Source organism: Ensifer canadensis, assembly GCF_017488845.2.
Lineage (GTDB): Bacteria > Pseudomonadota > Alphaproteobacteria > Rhizobiales > Rhizobiaceae > Ensifer > Ensifer canadensis.
On record NZ_CP083370.1, the window covers coordinates 2867694 to 2884221 of the forward strand.

Genomic DNA, 16528 nt, shown 5'->3' on the forward strand with positions numbered 1-16528 from the left:
GGGTTTCTTTGCAGGACGCTGTAGCACTTTGAAATTCTGCATGTTTACTCCCTTAATCGGTTTCGATCCGGGGAAGCAATCATGCTGCCGGAGCAGAGTACCGTGGAAATCATCTTTGACCAGAGCCTTGTCGAGGCCCACCGTCGCCGGGCGCTGCGCAATGCCGACCCCAAGGCAGCCTTCCTCCTCGATATCGTCGCACAGGAGCTGGCCGACCGTGTCAGCGTCGTCGAGCGACAGTTCGACAGGGCTATGGAATTGCACGGCTACACTGGCGCAACAGCCCTTCGGCTTCTGGAAACCGGCAAGGTCGGAACGGTCGAGCGGGTGGAAACGGATCCAGGCTTCGGCACGACCGCCATGCCGGTCGCGATTGCGCCACTCGAGCGCATCCCGGCCGAGCCCGAGACACTCAATCTTCTCGTCTCCCCGCTGTCGCTGCATCTCACCAACGACACGCCCGGCGCCTTCATCCAGGCGCGCCGATCGCTGAAGCCGGACGGGTTGTTCCTGGCAGCTATTCCCGGCAATGGAACGCTGAACGAGTTGCGCGAGGCGTTGCTTGCCGCCGAGGCCGAGCTGACCGGGGGCGCAAGCCCGCGCGTCGTTCCCTTCGCCGACGTTCGCGACATGGGCGCATTGCTGCAGCGGGCGGGCTTTGCCCTGCCGGTGGCGGACGCAGAGACCTATACGGTGCGCTACGATTCGCTCTTCGCGCTGATCCGGGATTTGCGGGCGATGGGCATGACCAGCCCGCTTACAGCGCGCAGCCGGACACCCGTGTCCCGGCGCTTTTTCCTGAGGGCTGCGGAAATCTATGCCGAGCGCTTCTCCGACCCGGACGGCCGCATCCGCGCGACCTTCTCCGTCGTCTACCTCTCAGGCTGGGCACCGCACGAAAGCCAGCAGAAACCGCTGAAGCCGGGCTCTGCCAAACAGCGGCTGTCGGAGGCTCTTGGGACGAAGGAAAGACCGGTCTAGGAGCATTTCCAGGAAAAGTGCCAGCGGTTTTCCGCCAGGAAATGCGTAAAAACAAAGAGGTGGCGCGCTCTGCGACCTCGTCCAAAGCGGAAACGCGCTAAGCGTCCGGTCCGATCAACGTCAACTCATTGCGTTCTGGAATGTCGTCGTCAACAGCTCGAAGATGGCCGTAAGCGCTGCCTGTATCTGCTCCATTCCGAGAAGCAGGCTGACAGAAATGATCGCTGCGATGAGACCGTACTCGATCGCTGTGGCCGCGCTTCTATCGCGAATAAGGCGCTTCAACGTGTCCATAGGTCCCCAGCCCGGTTGGAACTCACTTCCCGACCGGCAGACACGCAAGGAACCAGTCCGACGCGCCGCCCGGATCAGCAGCCACTCTTGCTGCCGTCGGCATCGATGATGCAGACCGCACCCGGCATTTCCTGAAGCACGCTGCGGCGCACGGTATAGCGCTTGGTGGTGCCGTTCGAGGGGATAGAGCCGGTCGAAATATTGTCGTAGTCCACCGGCGTGTTCGCCAGCATGCGCTTGTCCGTCTTCGAGGACAGCATCGGTGTCAGGATCAACGTCAGTGCAATCACCGCTGTTCCAAACAGCAGCGACAGATTGAGCGCGCCTGTCCGGCGGGACTGGCTCGTCGCCATGTCCTTCTCCTGAACCGTCCTCCAGAAATCGTCGTCTACCATCCAAGCCTCACAAACGCAGAAGGTGCGGCGAACGGGAGCATCCTTCCCAAGCTTCGTTTGCCACATTGTCCGAAACCGATACGCCGCTCGCTGAACGTTACGCACCGAAACTGAATTGAAGTTATCTTTGCGGGAGGGAGATAAACGATCGATTAATAATCGGTCGGTTTTTGGGTAGGTTCAGAGCAAATCCATAAGAAATGGGATGAGCGGCTCATCGGCAGGAGGCATCGGGTAGTCGCGCAGTGCCTTGGAGCGCACCCATTTGATCGCCTGGCCCTCCCGCCCAATCGCCACGCCTTCATAGCGACGGCAGACATAGAGCGGCATCAGCAGGTGAAAATCGTCGTAGGTATGGCTGGCAAAGGTCAGCGGCGCCAGGCAGGCAACCTTGGTCTGGATGCCGAGTTCTTCGTCCAGTTCGCGGATCAGCGTTTCCTCCGGCGTCTCGCCGGGCTCCACCTTGCCGCCGGGAAATTCCCAGAGGCCGGCAAGCGATTTGCCCTCAGGACGCTGCGCCAGCAGGATGCGGCCATCAGAATCCACCAAGGCGCAAGCCGCGACGAGAACGATCTTCTTTCCGATAGCGTCCATCATTCAAGCTTTCGGCGTGCGGTAGAGATAGCTGTAGACATCGCGGAAACCGGCGCTGCGATAAAGCGCCAACGCCGCCTCGCTGGTTGCCTCGACCTGTAGCCATGCCTTCTTGGCGCCGCGCAGGCGCGCCCAGCGCAACGAAACGTCGAGCATGGCTTTGCCCAGCCCCTGTCGACGGAAATGCTCATCAACGGCAAACAGCATGATGCTCGCGAGATCGTTGTCCTGAACGACGAGCGATACCGCCGTCGGCCCGCTTTCCACGTCCTCGAACAGGAACAGCCCGCTCTCCGGCTTGATCGAATTGATGATCTCGGCCAGTGCCGCCTTGGTCTTGGGGTCTTCCTTGCCGATGCGGATGCGTGCGTCGACGAAGCGGCCGACGTCCTTGATCGGCAGATGGTCAATGCCATCACCAAAGTCGCGCTCGGCGATATCAGCCATCATCACGGTGCTATGGGAGAAGGCGGTCCAGCCTTCGGCATCCATGTGGGCGATCAGTTGCGGCGGCGTCAGCGGCGTCTGTCGCACGGTCAGTGGCCGGTCGTAGTCGGCAAAGCGCCTGGCAGCCTTTTCCAATCGAACAGGGATGTCGCGGTAATCGGAGGGATCGAGCGGGTTGACCGAATTGAGACGCTTGGAATCGTGGCCAGCATTCAGCCGGATCAGCCAGCTGCCGTCATAATGGACCGACGCCGCCGGCCAGGCGCGAAAGCCGACGGCCTCAAGCCGCCGTACGCTCGGAAGATCAACCATCCGCTTGTCCTTGCCTTCAGCCGCGGCATCGCCTGCGGACGGCTGGGTCTCGATCGATGTCATCTGCTTACCCCCAACAGGCCAAACCAATTACCGACAATGCGAGCAGCTTTGGGAGCTGCAAGCCCCGGGGGAGCTGCAAGCCCCGGGGAAAAGACTGCGCGCGAAGACGTCAGCTTCTGTAGTCGCCGTTGATCTCGACATATTCCTTGGTGAGGTCGCAGGTAAAGACCGTCGCACGTCCGGCACCAAGCCCGATATCGACGCGGATCGGGATATCCTGCGCCTTCATGACCGCCGTGGCGGCGGCTTCCGAATAGGTAGGATCGCGCTCGCCCTCGACGGCGACCCGCACATCGCCGAACCAGATGGCCAGCCGGTCGCGCTCGGCCATCTCGCCGGACTTGCCGACGGCCATGACAACGCGTCCCCAATTGGCGTCCTCACCCGCAACCGCGGTCTTGACCAGCGGCGAATTGGCGATCGAAAGCGCGATGCGCTTCGCGGCCGCGTCGTTCTCGGCACCCTCCACCGTAACGGCAACCATCTTGCGCGCACCTTCGCCGTCGCGAACGACCTGGAGAGCCAGATCGCGCAACAGATCGTTGAGGGCCGCCCGGAAGGCGTCGAGCTTCGCATCGGAAGCATCCGTCACTTTCCGCTGGCCATCGCCGGCAGCAGCACCGGTCGCAAACAGCATCAGGGTGTCGGACGTCGACGTGTCGCTATCAACGGTAACCGAATTGAACGTCGGGCCGACTCCGGCCGAAAGCAGCGCCTGCAGCGCCGCTGGCGCGATGTCGGCGTCGGTAACGACGAAGGAGAGCATCGTCGCCATGTCAGGCGCAATCATGCCAGCACCCTTGGCGATGCCATTGATCGTCACCTTCACGCCGTCGATCTCTGCGCTGCGGGTGGCGACCTTCGGATAGGTGTCCGTGGTCATGATCGCCTTGGCGGCCTCGAACCAGAAGTCTTCGCGGCCGGCAGCGGCGAGATCGTCGAGCACGCCTGCGAACTTCGTCGCGTCCAGCGGTTCGCCGATGACGCCGGTCGAGGCCAGAAACACCTCACTCTCGGCGCAACCGGCAGCCTTCGCCGCCGATTTCGCGGTCAGTTCCGTCGCGTCGCGGCCCTTCTTGCCGGTGAAGGCATTGGCATTGCCGGAATTGACGACAACCGCACGCGCAACGCCGCCGCCAAGGCTCTGGCGGCAGAAGTCGACAGGCGCTGACGGGCACTTGGAGCGGGTGAACACGCCGGCAACAGCCGCAGGCTTGTCGAAAACCATCATCAGCACGTCGGTACGGTTCTTGTACTTGATGCCGGCGGCGGCAGTTGCCATGCGAACACCGCGCAAGGCGGGCATTTCGGCAAAGGTTTTCGGAGCGAGCGGAGAGACGGAACCGGACATGGGAAACCTGCGTGAAGAACGTGGGGTCAAGGTGGCGTTGCGACAAATGCCCGAGCGGCTTTCGGGCCGTCGGGCATCGACAAGAAACGTAGATCGGCGAGCCTTGCCTAAAGCACAACCCGCCGGTCGAAATTACTTGGCTTCCTGCGCCTTGTTGGCCTCGTCGTAGGCCTTCTTCAGAGCCGGATCGGAAATCTCGACACCGGCGTCCTTCTTGGCAGCAGTAAGAAGCTCAACGTATTTGTCGCGCATGACAAGCTGACGAACCTGCGGCTCGACCTGCTCCAGCGCCGGCGGGGCCTGCGGACGCTTGTCCTCGACCAGGATGACATGGAAGCCGAATTGCGTCTTCACCGGCGTCTTGGTGTAGGCGCCCTTATCGAGCGTGAACACGACGGCGTCGAATTCAGGAACCATGCGGCCCTTGGTGAAGTAGCCGAGGTCACCGCCGTCATCCTTGTTCGGATCGGAGGACTTGGCCTTGGCCAGCTCGACGAAGCTCTTGCCGGCGTCGAGTTCCTTGATGATTTCCTTGGCCTCTTCCTCGGTCTTGACGAGGATATGACGTGCCTTGATTTCTTCCTGCACCGGAACCGCGGCGATTTCCTTGTCGTAGCGTGCCTTCACCTCTTCCTTGGTGATCGCGTCGACGACGTGCTTCTTGAAGAAGGCGTTGTGCAGTTCGCGCTCGGTCAGGTAGGCCAGACGCTGCTTGAAGGCCGCGTCGTCCTGAAGGCCTTCCTTCTCGGCCGTCTTCGACAGAAGCTTGACGTCGATGACAGCCGAAAGTGCTGCGGCGCGCTTCTGCTCTTCCGGCATCTGCTGCAGCTGCGGGTCGAGACCACCAAGGGCGAGGTTGAGCTCGGACTGGCGCACTTCTTCGCCACCGACCGTGGCGATGACAGGGTCCGCATCTTCGGCGCGCGCGACACCATGAACGGCGATCGCCGCAACCAGGGCCGCAGCGGCCAGGGTCTTAAACTTCGACATGCTCGTAACCTTTCACCTTTGGCCGTCAACGCGATTGCATTGGGCTCGTAGCGGCTGAACACCACCAGAATGTGGCGGTTCTGTAGCCGTCCAGCCACGCAAGTGCGTTGACATAATTCGACCCCCCTCTTATCTGTCACGCAACCTCGCGTCCAGAACAGTTTCCGGGCGTTTCACGGCATTGCGCGGTTTTGACGGTGCGGCCAGTGGAACCCAAGGCAACAAAAAAGAAAGGACCATTCATATGGTCAGTCTCGGCGGCCTAGCCCGCAAGTTGTTTGGCTCCTCCAACGAACGCCGTGTGCGTGGCTACAAGGCCAGAGTGGATGCCATCAACGCTCTTGAAGCCGATATGAAGGCTTTGTCGGATGAGGCACTCGCCGCCAAGACCGTGGAGTTCCGCCAAGAGTTCGCAGACGGCAAGACGCTCGACGATCTGCTGGTACCGGCTTTTGCCGTTGCCCGCGAGGCGGCCCGCCGCGTCCTCGGCCTGCGCCCCTTCGATGTGCAGCTGGTCGGCGGCATGATCCTGCATGAGCGCGCCATTGCCGAAATGAAGACCGGCGAAGGCAAGACACTCGTCGCGACCCTGCCCGTCTATCTCAACGCGCTTGCCAGCAAGGGCGTGCACGTTGTCACCGTCAACGACTACCTGGCCCAGCGCGACGCCGCCACCATGGGCCGCGTCTACAGCTTCCTCGGCCTGTCGACCGGCGTGATCGTCCACGGCCTCACCGACGACCAGCGCCACGCGGCCTACGCCTGCGACATCACCTACGCAACCAATAACGAGCTCGGCTTCGACTATCTGCGCGACAACATGAAGTATGAGCGCGCGCAGATGGTCCAGCGCGGCCACTTCTTCGCCATCGTCGACGAAGTGGACTCGATTCTCGTCGACGAAGCGCGCACGCCGCTGATCATTTCCGGCCCGCTCGACGACCGCTCCGATCTCTACAACACGATCAACGAGTTCATTCCGATGCTCTCGCCGGAAGACTACGAGATCGACGAGAAGCAGCGCTCAGCCAACTTCTCCGAAGAAGGCACCGAGAAGCTTGAAAACCTCTTGAAGCAGGCCGGCCTGCTCAAGGGTGAATCGCTCTACGACATCGAAAACGTTGCGATCGTCCACCACGTCAACAACGCGCTCAAGGCCCACAAGCTGTTCCAGCGCGACAAGGACTACATCGTACGCAACGACGAGATCGTCATCATCGACGAGTTCACCGGCCGCATGATGCCGGGCCGCCGCTATTCCGAAGGCCAGCACCAGGCGCTCGAAGCCAAGGAAAAGGTGCAGATCCAGCCCGAGAACCAGACGCTCGCCTCGATCACCTTCCAGAACTATTTCCGCATGTATTCCAAGCTCGGCGGCATGACCGGTACGGCCTCCACCGAAGCAGAAGAATTCGGCAACATCTACGGCCTGGAAGTCATTGAAGTTCCGACCAACCTGCCGATCAAGCGTATCGACGAGGACGACGAAGTCTATCGTACGCAGGGCGAGAAGCTCAAGGCGATCATCGACGAGATCAAGTCGGCGCACGAGCGCGGCCAGCCGATGCTGGTCGGCACCACGTCGATCGAGAAGTCCGAACAGCTTGCCGATCTGCTCAAGAAGTCCGGGTTCGACAACTTCCAGGTGCTGAACGCGCGCTATCACGAGCAGGAAGCCTTCATCGTGGCCCAGGCCGGTGTACCGGGTGCGGTGACGATCGCCACCAACATGGCCGGTCGCGGTACCGACATCCAGCTCGGCGGCAACGTCGACATGCGCATCCAGCAGGAACTCGCAGAGGTCGAGCCCGGCCCCGAGCGCAACGACCGCGAACAGGCGATCCGCGCCGAGGTGCAGCAGCTGAAGGAAAAGGCGCTGGCAGCCGGCGGACTTTATGTTCTCGCCACCGAACGCCACGAAAGCCGCCGTATCGACAATCAGCTGCGCGGCCGTTCCGGCCGTCAGGGCGACCCCGGCCGGTCCAAGTTCTACCTGTCGCTTCAGGACGACCTGATGCGCATCTTCGGCTCCGACCGCATGGACGGCATGCTACAGAAGCTCGGCCTCAAGGAAGGCGAGTCGATCGTCCACCCCTGGATCAACAAGGCGCTCGAGCGTGCGCAGAAGAAGGTCGAAGCCCGCAACTTCGACATCCGCAAAAACCTTCTGAAGTACGACGACGTGCTCAACGACCAGCGCAAGGTGATCTTCGAGCAGCGCATCGAGCTGATGGATGCCGAGAGCGTCACCGAAACCGTCACCGACATGCGCACCGAAGTCATTGAGGACATCGTTTCCAAGCGCATCCCCGAGCGGGCCTATGCCGAGCAGTGGGACGTCGAAGGCCTCAAGGCCGACGTGCAGCAGTACCTCAACCTCGACCTGCCGATCGCCGAATGGGCAGCCGAAGAAGGCATCGACGAGGCGGACATCCTCGAGCGTGTGACGGCGGCCACCGACAAGGCGGTTGCCGACCGTGCCGAGCGTTTCGGTCCCGAGATCATGCAATATGTCGAGCGCTCGGTCATCCTGCAGACACTCGACCACCTCTGGCGCGAACACATCGTCAATCTCGACCATCTGCGTTCGGTCATCGGTTTCCGCGGCTATGCCCAGCGCGACCCGCTGCAGGAATACAAGTCCGAGGCCTTCGAACTGTTCCAGGCCCTGCTCGGCAACCTGCGCCAGGCCGTGACGGCCCAGCTCATGCGCGTCGAATTGGTCCGCGAAGCGGCCGAGGCGCCGCAGCCGGCGCCGCCGCTGATGGAAGGTCACCATATCGACCCTCTGACCGGCGAAGACGATTTCGGTCGCGGCTCCGACTCGCTGCTGGCGGTCGCACCGGCAAACCGCAACCCGGCCGATCCGTCGACCTGGGGCAAGGTCTCGCGCAACGAAGCCTGCCCGTGCGGTTCCGGCAAGAAGTACAAGCATTGCCACGGAATTTACGAAGCCTGATCTGAAGATGCCGCCTCCGGGCGGCATTTTTGTTTGTGGGGCCGCAAAGCGCGCAGACCGCCCTGTCGCCAGGCACAGAGTTGCCCGCTTTGCCGTTCGACCATCGTGCTCACGGCCGGCGATCCAGCAGCATCCGATCGGCCCCTTTCCCTGAGGCAAGGACCCCGACTGAACCGTTTGTTAACGCTGATCTGGCACAACCAAACCCTGTATTGCGTAATCTCAGGGTGTTCTCGTGTTCATGGCGGTATGTCAAACAGCCGGACGAATGCTGCCGTCGGCGCTGCGACACCGCCTGTCTCCGCTCATCGGCGTGCTGGTCGCCGCCCTGACCGAACAGGACCCGAAGAATACGGCGCGACGTATGGCGCTTGTCGCCTTCGTCATCCGCATCCTCAGCGCCGCAATCGCATTCCTCTCCCAGATCATTCTTGCACGCCTGATGGGCGAGTTCGAATACGGCATCTTCGTCTTCGTCTGGGTGTTGGTGATCCTGTTCGGCAACCTGTCCTGCGTCGGCTTCCATTCCGCCGTCATCCGCTTCCTGCCTGAGTATCAGGCAACCTCCGCGCTCGCTGAAATTCGCGGGCTGACGACCACCGCCCGGATCTTTGCGCTGATGTCGGCAAGCACACTGGCCATCGTCGGCTTCCTGGGGTTGTGGCTCTTCGCCGACCGGATCGAGGACTACTATCTCGTTCCGCTCTATCTCGGCCTGTTCACATTGCCGATGATCGCGCTTGGCGATGTGATGGACGGCACCGCCCGCGCCCATGGCTGGCCGCTTTCGGCAATGAGCCCGACATTCATCATTCGCCCGCTGCTTGTGCTCGGTTTCATGGTGCTGGCAACAACGATGGGCGAGCCGCATACGGCGCCGACCGCCATCGCGGCAGCCATGGCCGCCGCCTATGTCACGACCGTCAGCCAATTCCTCGCCCTCACCTGGCGCCTGCGTTCGCGCTATGTCAGCGGCCCGCTTCGCATCGAAATGGGACGATGGCTCAAGGTCGCGGTGCCGATCTTCCTGATCGACGGCTTTGGCTTCCTGCTCACCAATTCCGACGTCGTCATCGTCGGCGTCTATCTCAAGCCCGACGATGTCGCGGTCTATTTCGCCGCCGCCAAGACGATGGCGCTGGTGCACTTCGTCATGTTCGCAGTCAAGGCGGCCGCCGGCCCACGGATTGCAGGCGCCATGGCCGCACGCGACCGCAGGCAATTGGCAGGCATCGCCGTCGAAAGCGCGCGCTGGGCATTCTGGCCGTCGCTCATGGTCGGCGCAGCGGTCCTGCTTGCCGGCCCCTTCCTGCTCTCGCTCTTCGGTCCCGCTTTCCTCGGCGGGCTGCCGCTGATGGCCATCCTCTTTGCCGGCATCATGGCCAAGGCCTTCATCGGACCTGCCGAAATCCTGCTGACGATGGCCGGCCAGCAGATGCTCTGCGTGATCCTTTACGCCGGCGCACTGGTGGCCAACATCACGCTAAACTTGTGCCTCATTCCACTTTTCGGACTAACCGGTGCTGCATTTGCAACCGCCGGTGCTATGTTCGTCGAGGCTATGCTGCTTCATTTCGCCGTAAGGCGCACCTTTGGCTTCGCACTCTTCGCTTTCGCAAGCGGGCGTTCGAGCCATGACAACAACGGGGCGATCCATCCATGATCGGCAATACCAATCTTCCCGCTGACGCAGACGATAGGGCTGCTCGCATTCTTGGCGGGCTGGCACCGATGGGCCACTCCCATCCGCAGGCCGAGCACATGCTCGAGGTCGGGCGCCCCGGACGGCATCTTTCGATCTACCCGGCCAAGGCCGGCTACGAATTGCAGCGTGAGCTCGACTTCCTGTCGAACCGGGCGCTTGAGCCGAACGTGTTCTTCACCGGCCATTTCCTGGCGCCGGCGATGCCCAGGCTCGAGGAACGCGTGATCCGGCTGGCCATCATAAGGGACAATGACGAGCGCCGCAGCCGCATGCGCTTCCTGATGCCGTATTCGATCGAGAAGCCCGGTTTTTCGACTGGCGCCTCGATCATCCGCGCCTGGTCCAATCCCTTCGGTCCGCTTGGCGTGCCGCTGCTCGATGCCGAAGACGCCGCCGAAACCATCGACAACCTGTTCGAGGCCCTGACCAATCCGTCGGCAAGCCTCCCCCCGGTTCTCGTGCTGCCGGATCTACGCCTCAAGGGCAAGTTCGCGCAGCTGGCGCGCGCCGTCGCCATCGGCCGGAACCTGCCGCTGACGGTAACCGACACGTTCAGCCGGCCGATGCTCGAAAGCCTGCTCGACGGTCCGACTTATCTGAAGAAATCGATCAGCCCGGCACATTTCCGCGAATTGCGACGCCAATGGAATCAGCTGGAAAAACGCGGGCAGCTTGCCTATTCGGTCGCGCGCCAGCCGAGCGAGATCCGCATTCGCATGGAGGAGTTCCTTGCGCTGGAAGCGTCCGGCTGGAAGGGTCGCGAGCGGAGCGCCATGGTGCTGGACCGGTTCCGCGCAGCCTTTGCCCGCGAGGCAATCACCAACCTCGCCGAAGCAGACAGCGTCCGCATCCACACGCTCGATCTCGACGGCAAGGCGATCGCCTCGATGGTGGTGTTCCTGATGTCGGGCGAGGCCTATACATGGAAGACGGCCTACGACGAACGTTACGCGAAGTTTTCGCCCGGCAAGCTGCTGCTGGCGGAGCTGACCGAATGGCACCTCGATGACGCCAACATCGCCCGCTCGGATTCCTGCGCCGTTCCCGACCACCCGATCATGAGCCGCTTCTGGCAGGAACGCGAAGAGATGGGAACACTCGTCATCGGCCTGCAGCAGACGCGCGACCGCGACGTCCGCCAGGTCGCTGCCCAGCTGCACCTCTACCGCAACACCCGCAACATGGCGCGGATGCTGCGCGAAAAGATCAAGGCGCTCGCCGGGCGGTGACCTCGTTCAGGCCGAGGGTGAGTGCGGCGGCTCCGCCGCTGCCCGCTCGCGCAGGAACCGGCGAATGACCTTGCCCGATGTCGTCAGCGGCAGGCTGTCTACGAAGGCGATCTCGCGCGGATATTCGTGCATCGACAGCCGCGTCTTCACCCAGTCGCGGACGGACTGGGCCGTCTTTTCGTCGCCAGCCACACCCGGTCTCAGAACGACATAGGCCTTGACGATTTCCGTGCGCAGCGCGTCGGGCTTTCCGACGGCCGCGGCCAGCTGCACATCCGGATGGCCGGCAAGGCAGTCCTCGATCTCTCCAGGACCGATGCGATAGCCCGAAGAGGTGATCACGTCGTCATCGCGCCCGAAGAAGGTGAAATAACCTTCGCCGTCCATCACGCCCTGGTCGCCGGTTGTCATCCAGTCGCCGATGAACTTTGCTTCGGTGGCCTTGTCGTTCTTCCAGTAGCCGAGAAACATCACCGGATCCGGCCGTCGGATCGCCACCTGGCCGACGGCTCCCGCCGGCAACTCCCGGCCGTCGGCATCGATGATCGCCACGCGATGCCCCGGCGCCGCCTTGCCCATCGAGCCAGGCTTTACCACACCGAGATCAGCGGCGGACGAAATGACGATGTTGCACTCCGTCTGGCCATAGAACTCGCTGACATCGAGGCCGAGCGCGGCCCTGGCCCATTCGAAGGTTTCGCGCCCGAGCGCCTCGCCGGCCGAGCCGATGGTTCTGAGGTTGAGACGATATCGCTCGCGTGGCATTTCGATCGCCTTCATCAGCCGCAGCGCCGTCGGCGGAATGAAGGCGTTGCGGACATCCATCTCTTCCAGAATGCGAAAGGCGGTGTCCGGATCGAACTTCTGCGCCGGTGACGAGACGACGGGGACGCCGAGCAGCAGCGAAGGCAAGAGCGCGTTCAGCAATCCGCCCGCCCAGGCCCAGTCCGCAGGCGTCCACATCCGATCACCCGGTTGCGGCAGGAAATGATGGTGAAACTGAAACCCCGGCAGATGGCCGAGCAGCACCCGGTGGCCATGCAGCGCGCCCTTGGGCGGCCCTGTCGTCCCTGAGGTGTAGATCATCAATGCCGCATCGTCGGGCGTGGTATCGGCGGCAACAAAACCATCGGCATCGCCTGAGGCAAGGTCGGTGAAGTCGAGCGTGCCGGGAACGCGTTCGGCGCCGGCCAGCACGACCAGCCGTAGATCCGGCAGCCGGTCACGGATGGCCGCGACCCGCTCATGACCGAAAGCATTGGTGACGATTGCCGCAGCACCTGCGTCCAGCAGGCGGTACTCCAACGCCTCTACTCCAAACAGCAGGGCCAGCGGCAGGGCGATCGCGCCGAGCTTGTAGATGGCGGCGTGCGCGATGGCAGCCTCGAACCCTTGTGGCAGCAATATCGCCACCCGGTCCCCCGGCCTGATCCCCTGGCGTTCAAGCCCGCGCGCGCAGGCCGAGGATTGCTGGGAGAAGGCGCCGTAAGTCAGCGTTCGATGGCCGCCATCCGGGTTGAAATGCTGAAGGCAGATGCGCTCCGGCTCTTTTGCCGCCCAGGCATCGCTCACCGCAACGCCGATGTTGAACTTCTCGGGGATCTGCCACTGGAAAGCGCCGTAGAGTTCGTCGTAATTCTCGATTGTCGGTAACATGGCCCCGCCGCAACAGACTTCTGCTGCACTGCACCTAACATCTTCGCCCGCCTCTGTTCAATGACCCGGCATGACGAGGGCGACCTCACTGTCTATGTCAGCGCCACGATTGCAGGCCCGAGGATGGTCAGCAGGATGTTGCCGATGGCGCCCCTGTTGCAGTGGCTCGCATCAAGCGGGCAGTAGACAGATTCGCCACTCACGGACGTCAAAGATGGGATGCGGGATCGACCGGTGCGGGAAAAACTGAGTGATGGTGCCCCATGCCGGGGTCGAACCAGCACTCCTTTCGGAACTCGATTTTGAGTCGAGCGCGTCTACCAATTCCGCCAATGGGGCTCAGGGATATAAGATATCAGCGGCTGGGATTTACACGAAGGTTTTTGCCGTGGTCAACCATCAATTTCAACGAAAGCACGTCGCCCAAAAGTGTGCACCGGTTTTGCGACTACGGCATGCACAAAAGCAGGAACGCAAACGTGCGGCAAGCGATCCCAAGAGATCGCGACACGGCTTGGCGGAGCGACAATCACGAAAGCGTGCAAACATGACGCAGAGGACGCGATTTACAGCACGCTCCGTCGCACCTAAGAAGGCCTTATTCAGTTGCAATGCAGCATATGCCGGATACTGATCCGTTATGCTTTCCAGCATGAGGTACGCATGATCGACGCTTCCACCGCTACCCGCCACCACCTGTTCATCGCCGTTCTCCTGACGCTCGGCATGGCGGCGACCGTCGGCGGTGCGCTCGGTTTCGAGCATATCGGCGGATATATCCCCTGTGCGCTCTGCCTGCTGCAGCGCGATCCCTACTACTACGGCATTCCGCTCGGCATTCTGGCTGTTATCACCAGCGCCTTGAAGCTGCCGACCTGGACGACGCGCACCCTGCTTCTGGCGATCGGCATCCTGATGCTCGTCGGCGCCGGCATGGGCGTCTATCACTCGGGCGCCGAATGGGGCTTCTGGGAAGGTCCGTCGACCTGCGCCACGACAGCGCAGGGCGTATCGTCCAATGTCGGCGATCTCCTGGGCGACCTCGATTCCAAGCACGGCCCGTCCTGCACCGAGGCGGCGCTTCGGGTGCTCGGCTTGTCCTTTGCCGGTTGGAACGTGATTGCCAGCCTGATCTTTGCAGCGATCGCCTTGCGCGGCGCCGCAAAGGCCTGATCTGCGAGGCCGGAACGGCCGACCCAAAAGTAACGCCGCATGATGAAGGATCACGCGGCGTGCTCCATGCCCCAGCTCAGGGCCGGACTTCGTCCAGAAAGCAATGGTCCAAATGCCTCAGGGCTGCAGTTCGACATCCCAGTAGAGATAGTCCATCCAGCTTTCATGCAGGTGGTTCGGCGGGAAAAGCCGGCCATTGTTGTGCAGGTCCTGCACCGTTGGCTGGTAGGGCCTCTGGTGCGGGAACATGCCGGCCTGCTTCGGCAGCTTGCTGCCCTTGCGCAAATTGCAGGGCGAGCAGGCCGCAACGACGTTTTCCCAGGTCGTCTGGCCACCATGGGCGCGGGGCACCACGTGGTCGAAGGTCAGGTCGTCGGGCGTGCCGCAATACTGGCATTCGAACTTGTCGCGCAGGAAGACGTTGAACCGGGTGAACGCCGGATGACGCGACGGCTGCACGTAGCTCTTGAGGCAAACCACGCTCGGCAACCGCATCGAGAAGCTGGGCGAGGAGACCGAATGCTCGTATTCCGCAAGGATAATCACACGGTCAAGGAAGACGGCCTTGATCGCGTCCTGCCAGGACCAGAGCGACAAGGGGTAATAACTCAGCGGCCGATAGTCAGCGTTCAAGACGAGCGCTGGTAAGGCCTGCGGTGAGACTGCAATCGTCAAGCGTATTCTCCTGATCGATTCGGCATCTGCACCTTCTATATTAGGCCCGTTGCAACAGGATTGTGAAGCCGGAAAGAAAAAAGCGAACAACGGATTCGCTTTTTCCTTCAAGGTGTCACAGGAACAGCATCCCGCCGCATTTCTTGGGCGTAATAGGCCCAGAACAGACGTGCCGCGACGCTGCGCCAAGGCGCCCAGGACGCGGCCAGCGAATCAATCTCGCGGGCGGTCGGGCGCAGTTCGAGACCGAGCCCGTGGCCGATCGCGTTCTGAAGCGCGACATCGCCGGATGGAAAGACATCCGGATGCCCGGCACAAAACAAGAGATAGACCTCCGCCGTCCAGCGGCCGACGCCCTTGATGGTCGTCAGCTCGCGGATCGCCTCCGGGGCTTCGACATTGCAGATCGCGTCGAGGTCGATTTCGCCGGCAACGACCACCTGCGCAACCCGCCTCAGCGCATCGGCCTTGGCGCGGGAAAGCCCGATCGCCCGGCAATCCTCGTCGCTGAGCGTCAGGGCGGCAGGTGCGGTAATCTCGCCGAGCGAGGCTTCCATGCGTTTCCAGATCGCCGCAGCGCTTGCCTTCGATACCATCTGCGACACGATGATGCTGGCGATACCACGATAGCCTGGGTCGGTTCGCCTGAGCGGCACCGGCCCGGCCCTGGCCACGACATGTTCGAGACGGGCGTCGAGCATCATCAGGCCGGCAAGCCCCGCCTCGATGTCCTCATGTGTTCGGATGATCCGCATGGCGCCTCCAAAAAGCGGATGATTTTTATACCGCTTCCATGCCAAAGGGAAACGATGGCAGACACGTCATCCACGCAACCCGTTTTCCGTTTCGCACCGAGCCCGAACGGCCTTTTGCATCTGGGCCACGCGCTGTCGGCAATCCTCAACCACGATATGGCAAAAGCGTCGGGCGGACGGTTCCTGTTGCGCATCGAGGATATCGACCGGACGCGCTGCCATCCGCAATTCGAGGCCGCGATCTCTAGCGATCTCGCCTGGCTCGGGCTTGAATGGGAACAGCCGGTGCGCCGGCAATCGGACCACCTCGACCTATATGCGTCCGCACTCCAGCGGCTGAACGACATGGGCCTCGTCTATCCCTCGGTCCTGTCACGCGGCGAGATCAAGGCGGCGGTTGCCGATGCCGAAGCCCGCGGCAATGCCTGGCCGCGCGATCCGGACGGCGCGCCGCTCTACCCAGAGCGCGAGCGCGATCTGGGGGCCGATGCGCGCAATGCCATCGTTGCCGGCGACAAGCCCCATGCCTGGCGGCTGGACATGAAAAAGGCGGTGCTTGCGGCGGGCGCACCGCCGCTGACCTGGCAGGAAACCGGCAGCGGGCCAGATGGAGAGACGGGCCTCATAACGGCGGATCCGGCGGCCTGGGGCGACATCATCCTGTCGCGCTCCGATGCGCCGTCGAGCTACCATCTGTCTGTTATCGTCGACGATGCACTGCAAGGCATAACGCACGTGGTGCGCGGCCGCGACCTTTATCATGCAACCGCGGTGCACCGCCTGCTGCAGCGGCTGCTGGACCTGCCGGAGCCGGTCTACCACCATCACCGCCTGCTGCTCGGCGCCGACGGCCGCAAGCTTTCCAAGAGCAATCGTGACACTGGCATCTCGGCCTTCCGCGAGGCCGGCCGCTCGCCGGCCGACATCCGTGCTTTGGTCCTCTGATGGA

The 16528-nt window shown here is 62.4% G+C and carries 15 protein-coding genes and 1 tRNA gene; 6 read left to right on the forward strand and 10 right to left on the reverse strand.

Going from position 1 to position 16528, the window contains the following annotated elements; translation table 11 throughout:
* The first annotated feature begins 102 nt into the window (after positions 1-102).
* Positions 103-981, forward strand: coding sequence for a methyltransferase domain-containing protein (locus J3R84_RS14070; RefSeq protein ID WP_025424555.1), 879 nt, complete (start codon positions 103-105; stop codon positions 979-981).
* 120 nt (positions 982-1101) lie between these two features.
* On the opposite strand, the gene J3R84_RS14075 is transcribed toward J3R84_RS14070, so the two are convergent.
* The 6 genes from J3R84_RS14075 to J3R84_RS14100 form a co-directional block, all read right to left on the reverse strand.
* On the reverse strand, positions 1102-1275 hold the full coding sequence (locus tag J3R84_RS14075) for a Flp family type IVb pilin (protein ID WP_063963353.1): 174 nt from the start codon (positions 1273-1275) through the stop codon (positions 1102-1104).
* A 74-nt stretch (positions 1276-1349) separates the two neighbouring features.
* Positions 1350-1670 (reverse strand): hypothetical protein, encoded by a 321-nt coding sequence (locus J3R84_RS14080; RefSeq protein WP_025424556.1) that lies wholly within the window; start codon positions 1668-1670, stop codon positions 1350-1352.
* Positions 1671-1850: 180 nt separating this feature from the next.
* Positions 1851-2264, reverse strand: a complete 414-nt coding sequence (gene mutT, locus J3R84_RS14085; protein WP_025424557.1) for an 8-oxo-dGTP diphosphatase MutT — start codon at positions 2262-2264, stop codon at positions 1851-1853.
* A gap of 3 nt (positions 2265-2267) precedes the next feature.
* The gene (locus J3R84_RS14090) at positions 2268-3086 is read right to left on the reverse strand and encodes a GNAT family N-acetyltransferase (RefSeq protein WP_203529710.1); all 819 of its coding nucleotides are present in this window, start codon (positions 3084-3086) and stop codon (positions 2268-2270) included.
* 109 nt (positions 3087-3195) lie between these two features.
* Positions 3196-4437, reverse strand: a complete 1242-nt coding sequence (gene argJ, locus J3R84_RS14095) for a bifunctional glutamate N-acetyltransferase/amino-acid acetyltransferase ArgJ (RefSeq protein WP_025424559.1) — start codon at positions 4435-4437, stop codon at positions 3196-3198.
* Between the two features lie 132 nt (positions 4438-4569).
* Complete coding sequence (locus J3R84_RS14100) at positions 4570-5427, reverse strand: peptidylprolyl isomerase (RefSeq protein WP_025424560.1); 858 nt, start codon at positions 5425-5427, stop codon at positions 4570-4572.
* A gap of 244 nt (positions 5428-5671) precedes the next feature.
* On the opposite strand from J3R84_RS14100, the gene secA reads away from it, so the two are divergent.
* The 3 genes from secA (at position 5672) to J3R84_RS14115 (ending at position 11320) form a co-directional block, all read left to right on the forward strand.
* Positions 5672-8386 carry a preprotein translocase subunit SecA gene (gene secA, locus J3R84_RS14105; protein ID WP_025424561.1) on the forward strand — a complete coding sequence of 905 codons (2715 nt, stop codon included), beginning with the start codon at positions 5672-5674 and terminating at the stop codon, positions 8384-8386.
* A 241-nt stretch (positions 8387-8627) separates the two neighbouring features.
* On the forward strand, positions 8628-10049 hold the full coding sequence (locus J3R84_RS14110; RefSeq protein WP_038575631.1) for a lipopolysaccharide biosynthesis protein: 1422 nt from the start codon (positions 8628-8630) through the stop codon (positions 10047-10049).
* The gene (locus tag J3R84_RS14115; RefSeq protein WP_203529712.1) at positions 10046-11320 is read left to right on the forward strand and encodes a GNAT family N-acetyltransferase; all 1275 of its coding nucleotides are present in this window, start codon (positions 10046-10048) and stop codon (positions 11318-11320) included. Before J3R84_RS14110 ends, J3R84_RS14115 begins: the two co-directional genes overlap by 4 nt.
* A gap of 6 nt (positions 11321-11326) precedes the next feature.
* Here J3R84_RS14115 and J3R84_RS14120 read toward each other — a convergent pair whose 3' ends face one another.
* Both J3R84_RS14120 and J3R84_RS14125 read right to left on the reverse strand, forming a co-directional pair.
* A complete protein-coding gene (locus tag J3R84_RS14120) occupies positions 11327-12976 on the reverse strand; it encodes an AMP-binding protein (RefSeq protein ID WP_025424564.1) in 1650 nt (549 codons plus the stop codon).
* 254 nt (positions 12977-13230) lie between these two features.
* Positions 13231-13315 (reverse strand) — tRNA-Leu (locus J3R84_RS14125).
* Between the two features lie 324 nt (positions 13316-13639).
* Here J3R84_RS14125 and J3R84_RS14130 point away from each other — a divergent pair.
* Complete coding sequence (locus tag J3R84_RS14130) at positions 13640-14149, forward strand: disulfide bond formation protein B (protein ID WP_025424620.1); 510 nt, start codon at positions 13640-13642, stop codon at positions 14147-14149.
* Between the two features lie 117 nt (positions 14150-14266).
* Here J3R84_RS14130 and J3R84_RS14135 read toward each other — a convergent pair whose 3' ends face one another.
* Both J3R84_RS14135 and J3R84_RS14140 read right to left on the reverse strand, forming a co-directional pair.
* Positions 14267-14824 (reverse strand): HNH endonuclease, encoded by a 558-nt coding sequence (locus tag J3R84_RS14135; protein ID WP_025424621.1) that lies wholly within the window; start codon positions 14822-14824, stop codon positions 14267-14269.
* Positions 14825-14931: 107 nt separating this feature from the next.
* Positions 14932-15579 (reverse strand): DNA-3-methyladenine glycosylase family protein, encoded by a 648-nt coding sequence (locus J3R84_RS14140; protein WP_025424622.1) that lies wholly within the window; start codon positions 15577-15579, stop codon positions 14932-14934.
* 54 nt (positions 15580-15633) lie between these two features.
* Between J3R84_RS14140 and gluQRS the strand changes: the two genes are divergently transcribed.
* Positions 15634-16524: a tRNA glutamyl-Q(34) synthetase GluQRS gene (gluQRS, locus tag J3R84_RS14145; RefSeq protein ID WP_025424623.1), complete on the forward strand. Its 891-nt coding sequence runs from the start codon at positions 15634-15636 to the stop codon at positions 16522-16524.
* Positions 16525-16528: the final 4 nt, after the last annotated feature.

Excerpts from the sequence above, each read along its gene's own strand:
- J3R84_RS14075 (WP_063963353.1), bottom strand. The coding sequence starts at position 1,275 with ATGGACACGTTGAAGCGCCTTATTCGCGATAGAAGCGCGGCCACAGCG.
- J3R84_RS14080 (WP_025424556.1), bottom strand. The coding sequence starts at position 1,670 with ATGGTAGACGACGATTTCTGGAGGACGGTTCAGGAGAAGGACATGGCG.
- mutT (WP_025424557.1), bottom strand. The coding sequence starts at position 2,264 with ATGGACGCTATCGGAAAGAAGATCGTTCTCGTCGCGGCTTGCGCCTTG.
- J3R84_RS14090 (WP_203529710.1), bottom strand. The coding sequence starts at position 3,086 with ATGACATCGATCGAGACCCAGCCGTCCGCAGGCGATGCCGCGGCTGAA.
- argJ (WP_025424559.1), bottom strand. The coding sequence starts at position 4,437 with ATGTCCGGTTCCGTCTCTCCGCTCGCTCCGAAAACCTTTGCCGAAATG.
- J3R84_RS14100 (WP_025424560.1), bottom strand. The coding sequence starts at position 5,427 with ATGTCGAAGTTTAAGACCCTGGCCGCTGCGGCCCTGGTTGCGGCGATC.
- secA (WP_025424561.1), top strand. The coding sequence starts at position 5,672 with ATGGTCAGTCTCGGCGGCCTAGCCCGCAAGTTGTTTGGCTCCTCCAAC.
- J3R84_RS14110 (WP_038575631.1), top strand. The coding sequence starts at position 8,628 with ATGGCGGTATGTCAAACAGCCGGACGAATGCTGCCGTCGGCGCTGCGA.
- J3R84_RS14115 (WP_203529712.1), top strand. The coding sequence starts at position 10,046 with ATGATCGGCAATACCAATCTTCCCGCTGACGCAGACGATAGGGCTGCT.
- J3R84_RS14120 (WP_025424564.1), bottom strand. The coding sequence starts at position 12,976 with ATGTTACCGACAATCGAGAATTACGACGAACTCTACGGCGCTTTCCAG.
- J3R84_RS14130 (WP_025424620.1), top strand. The coding sequence starts at position 13,640 with ATGATCGACGCTTCCACCGCTACCCGCCACCACCTGTTCATCGCCGTT.
- J3R84_RS14140 (WP_025424622.1), bottom strand. The coding sequence starts at position 15,579 with ATGCGGATCATCCGAACACATGAGGACATCGAGGCGGGGCTTGCCGGC.
- gluQRS (WP_025424623.1), top strand. The coding sequence starts at position 15,634 with ATGGCAGACACGTCATCCACGCAACCCGTTTTCCGTTTCGCACCGAGC.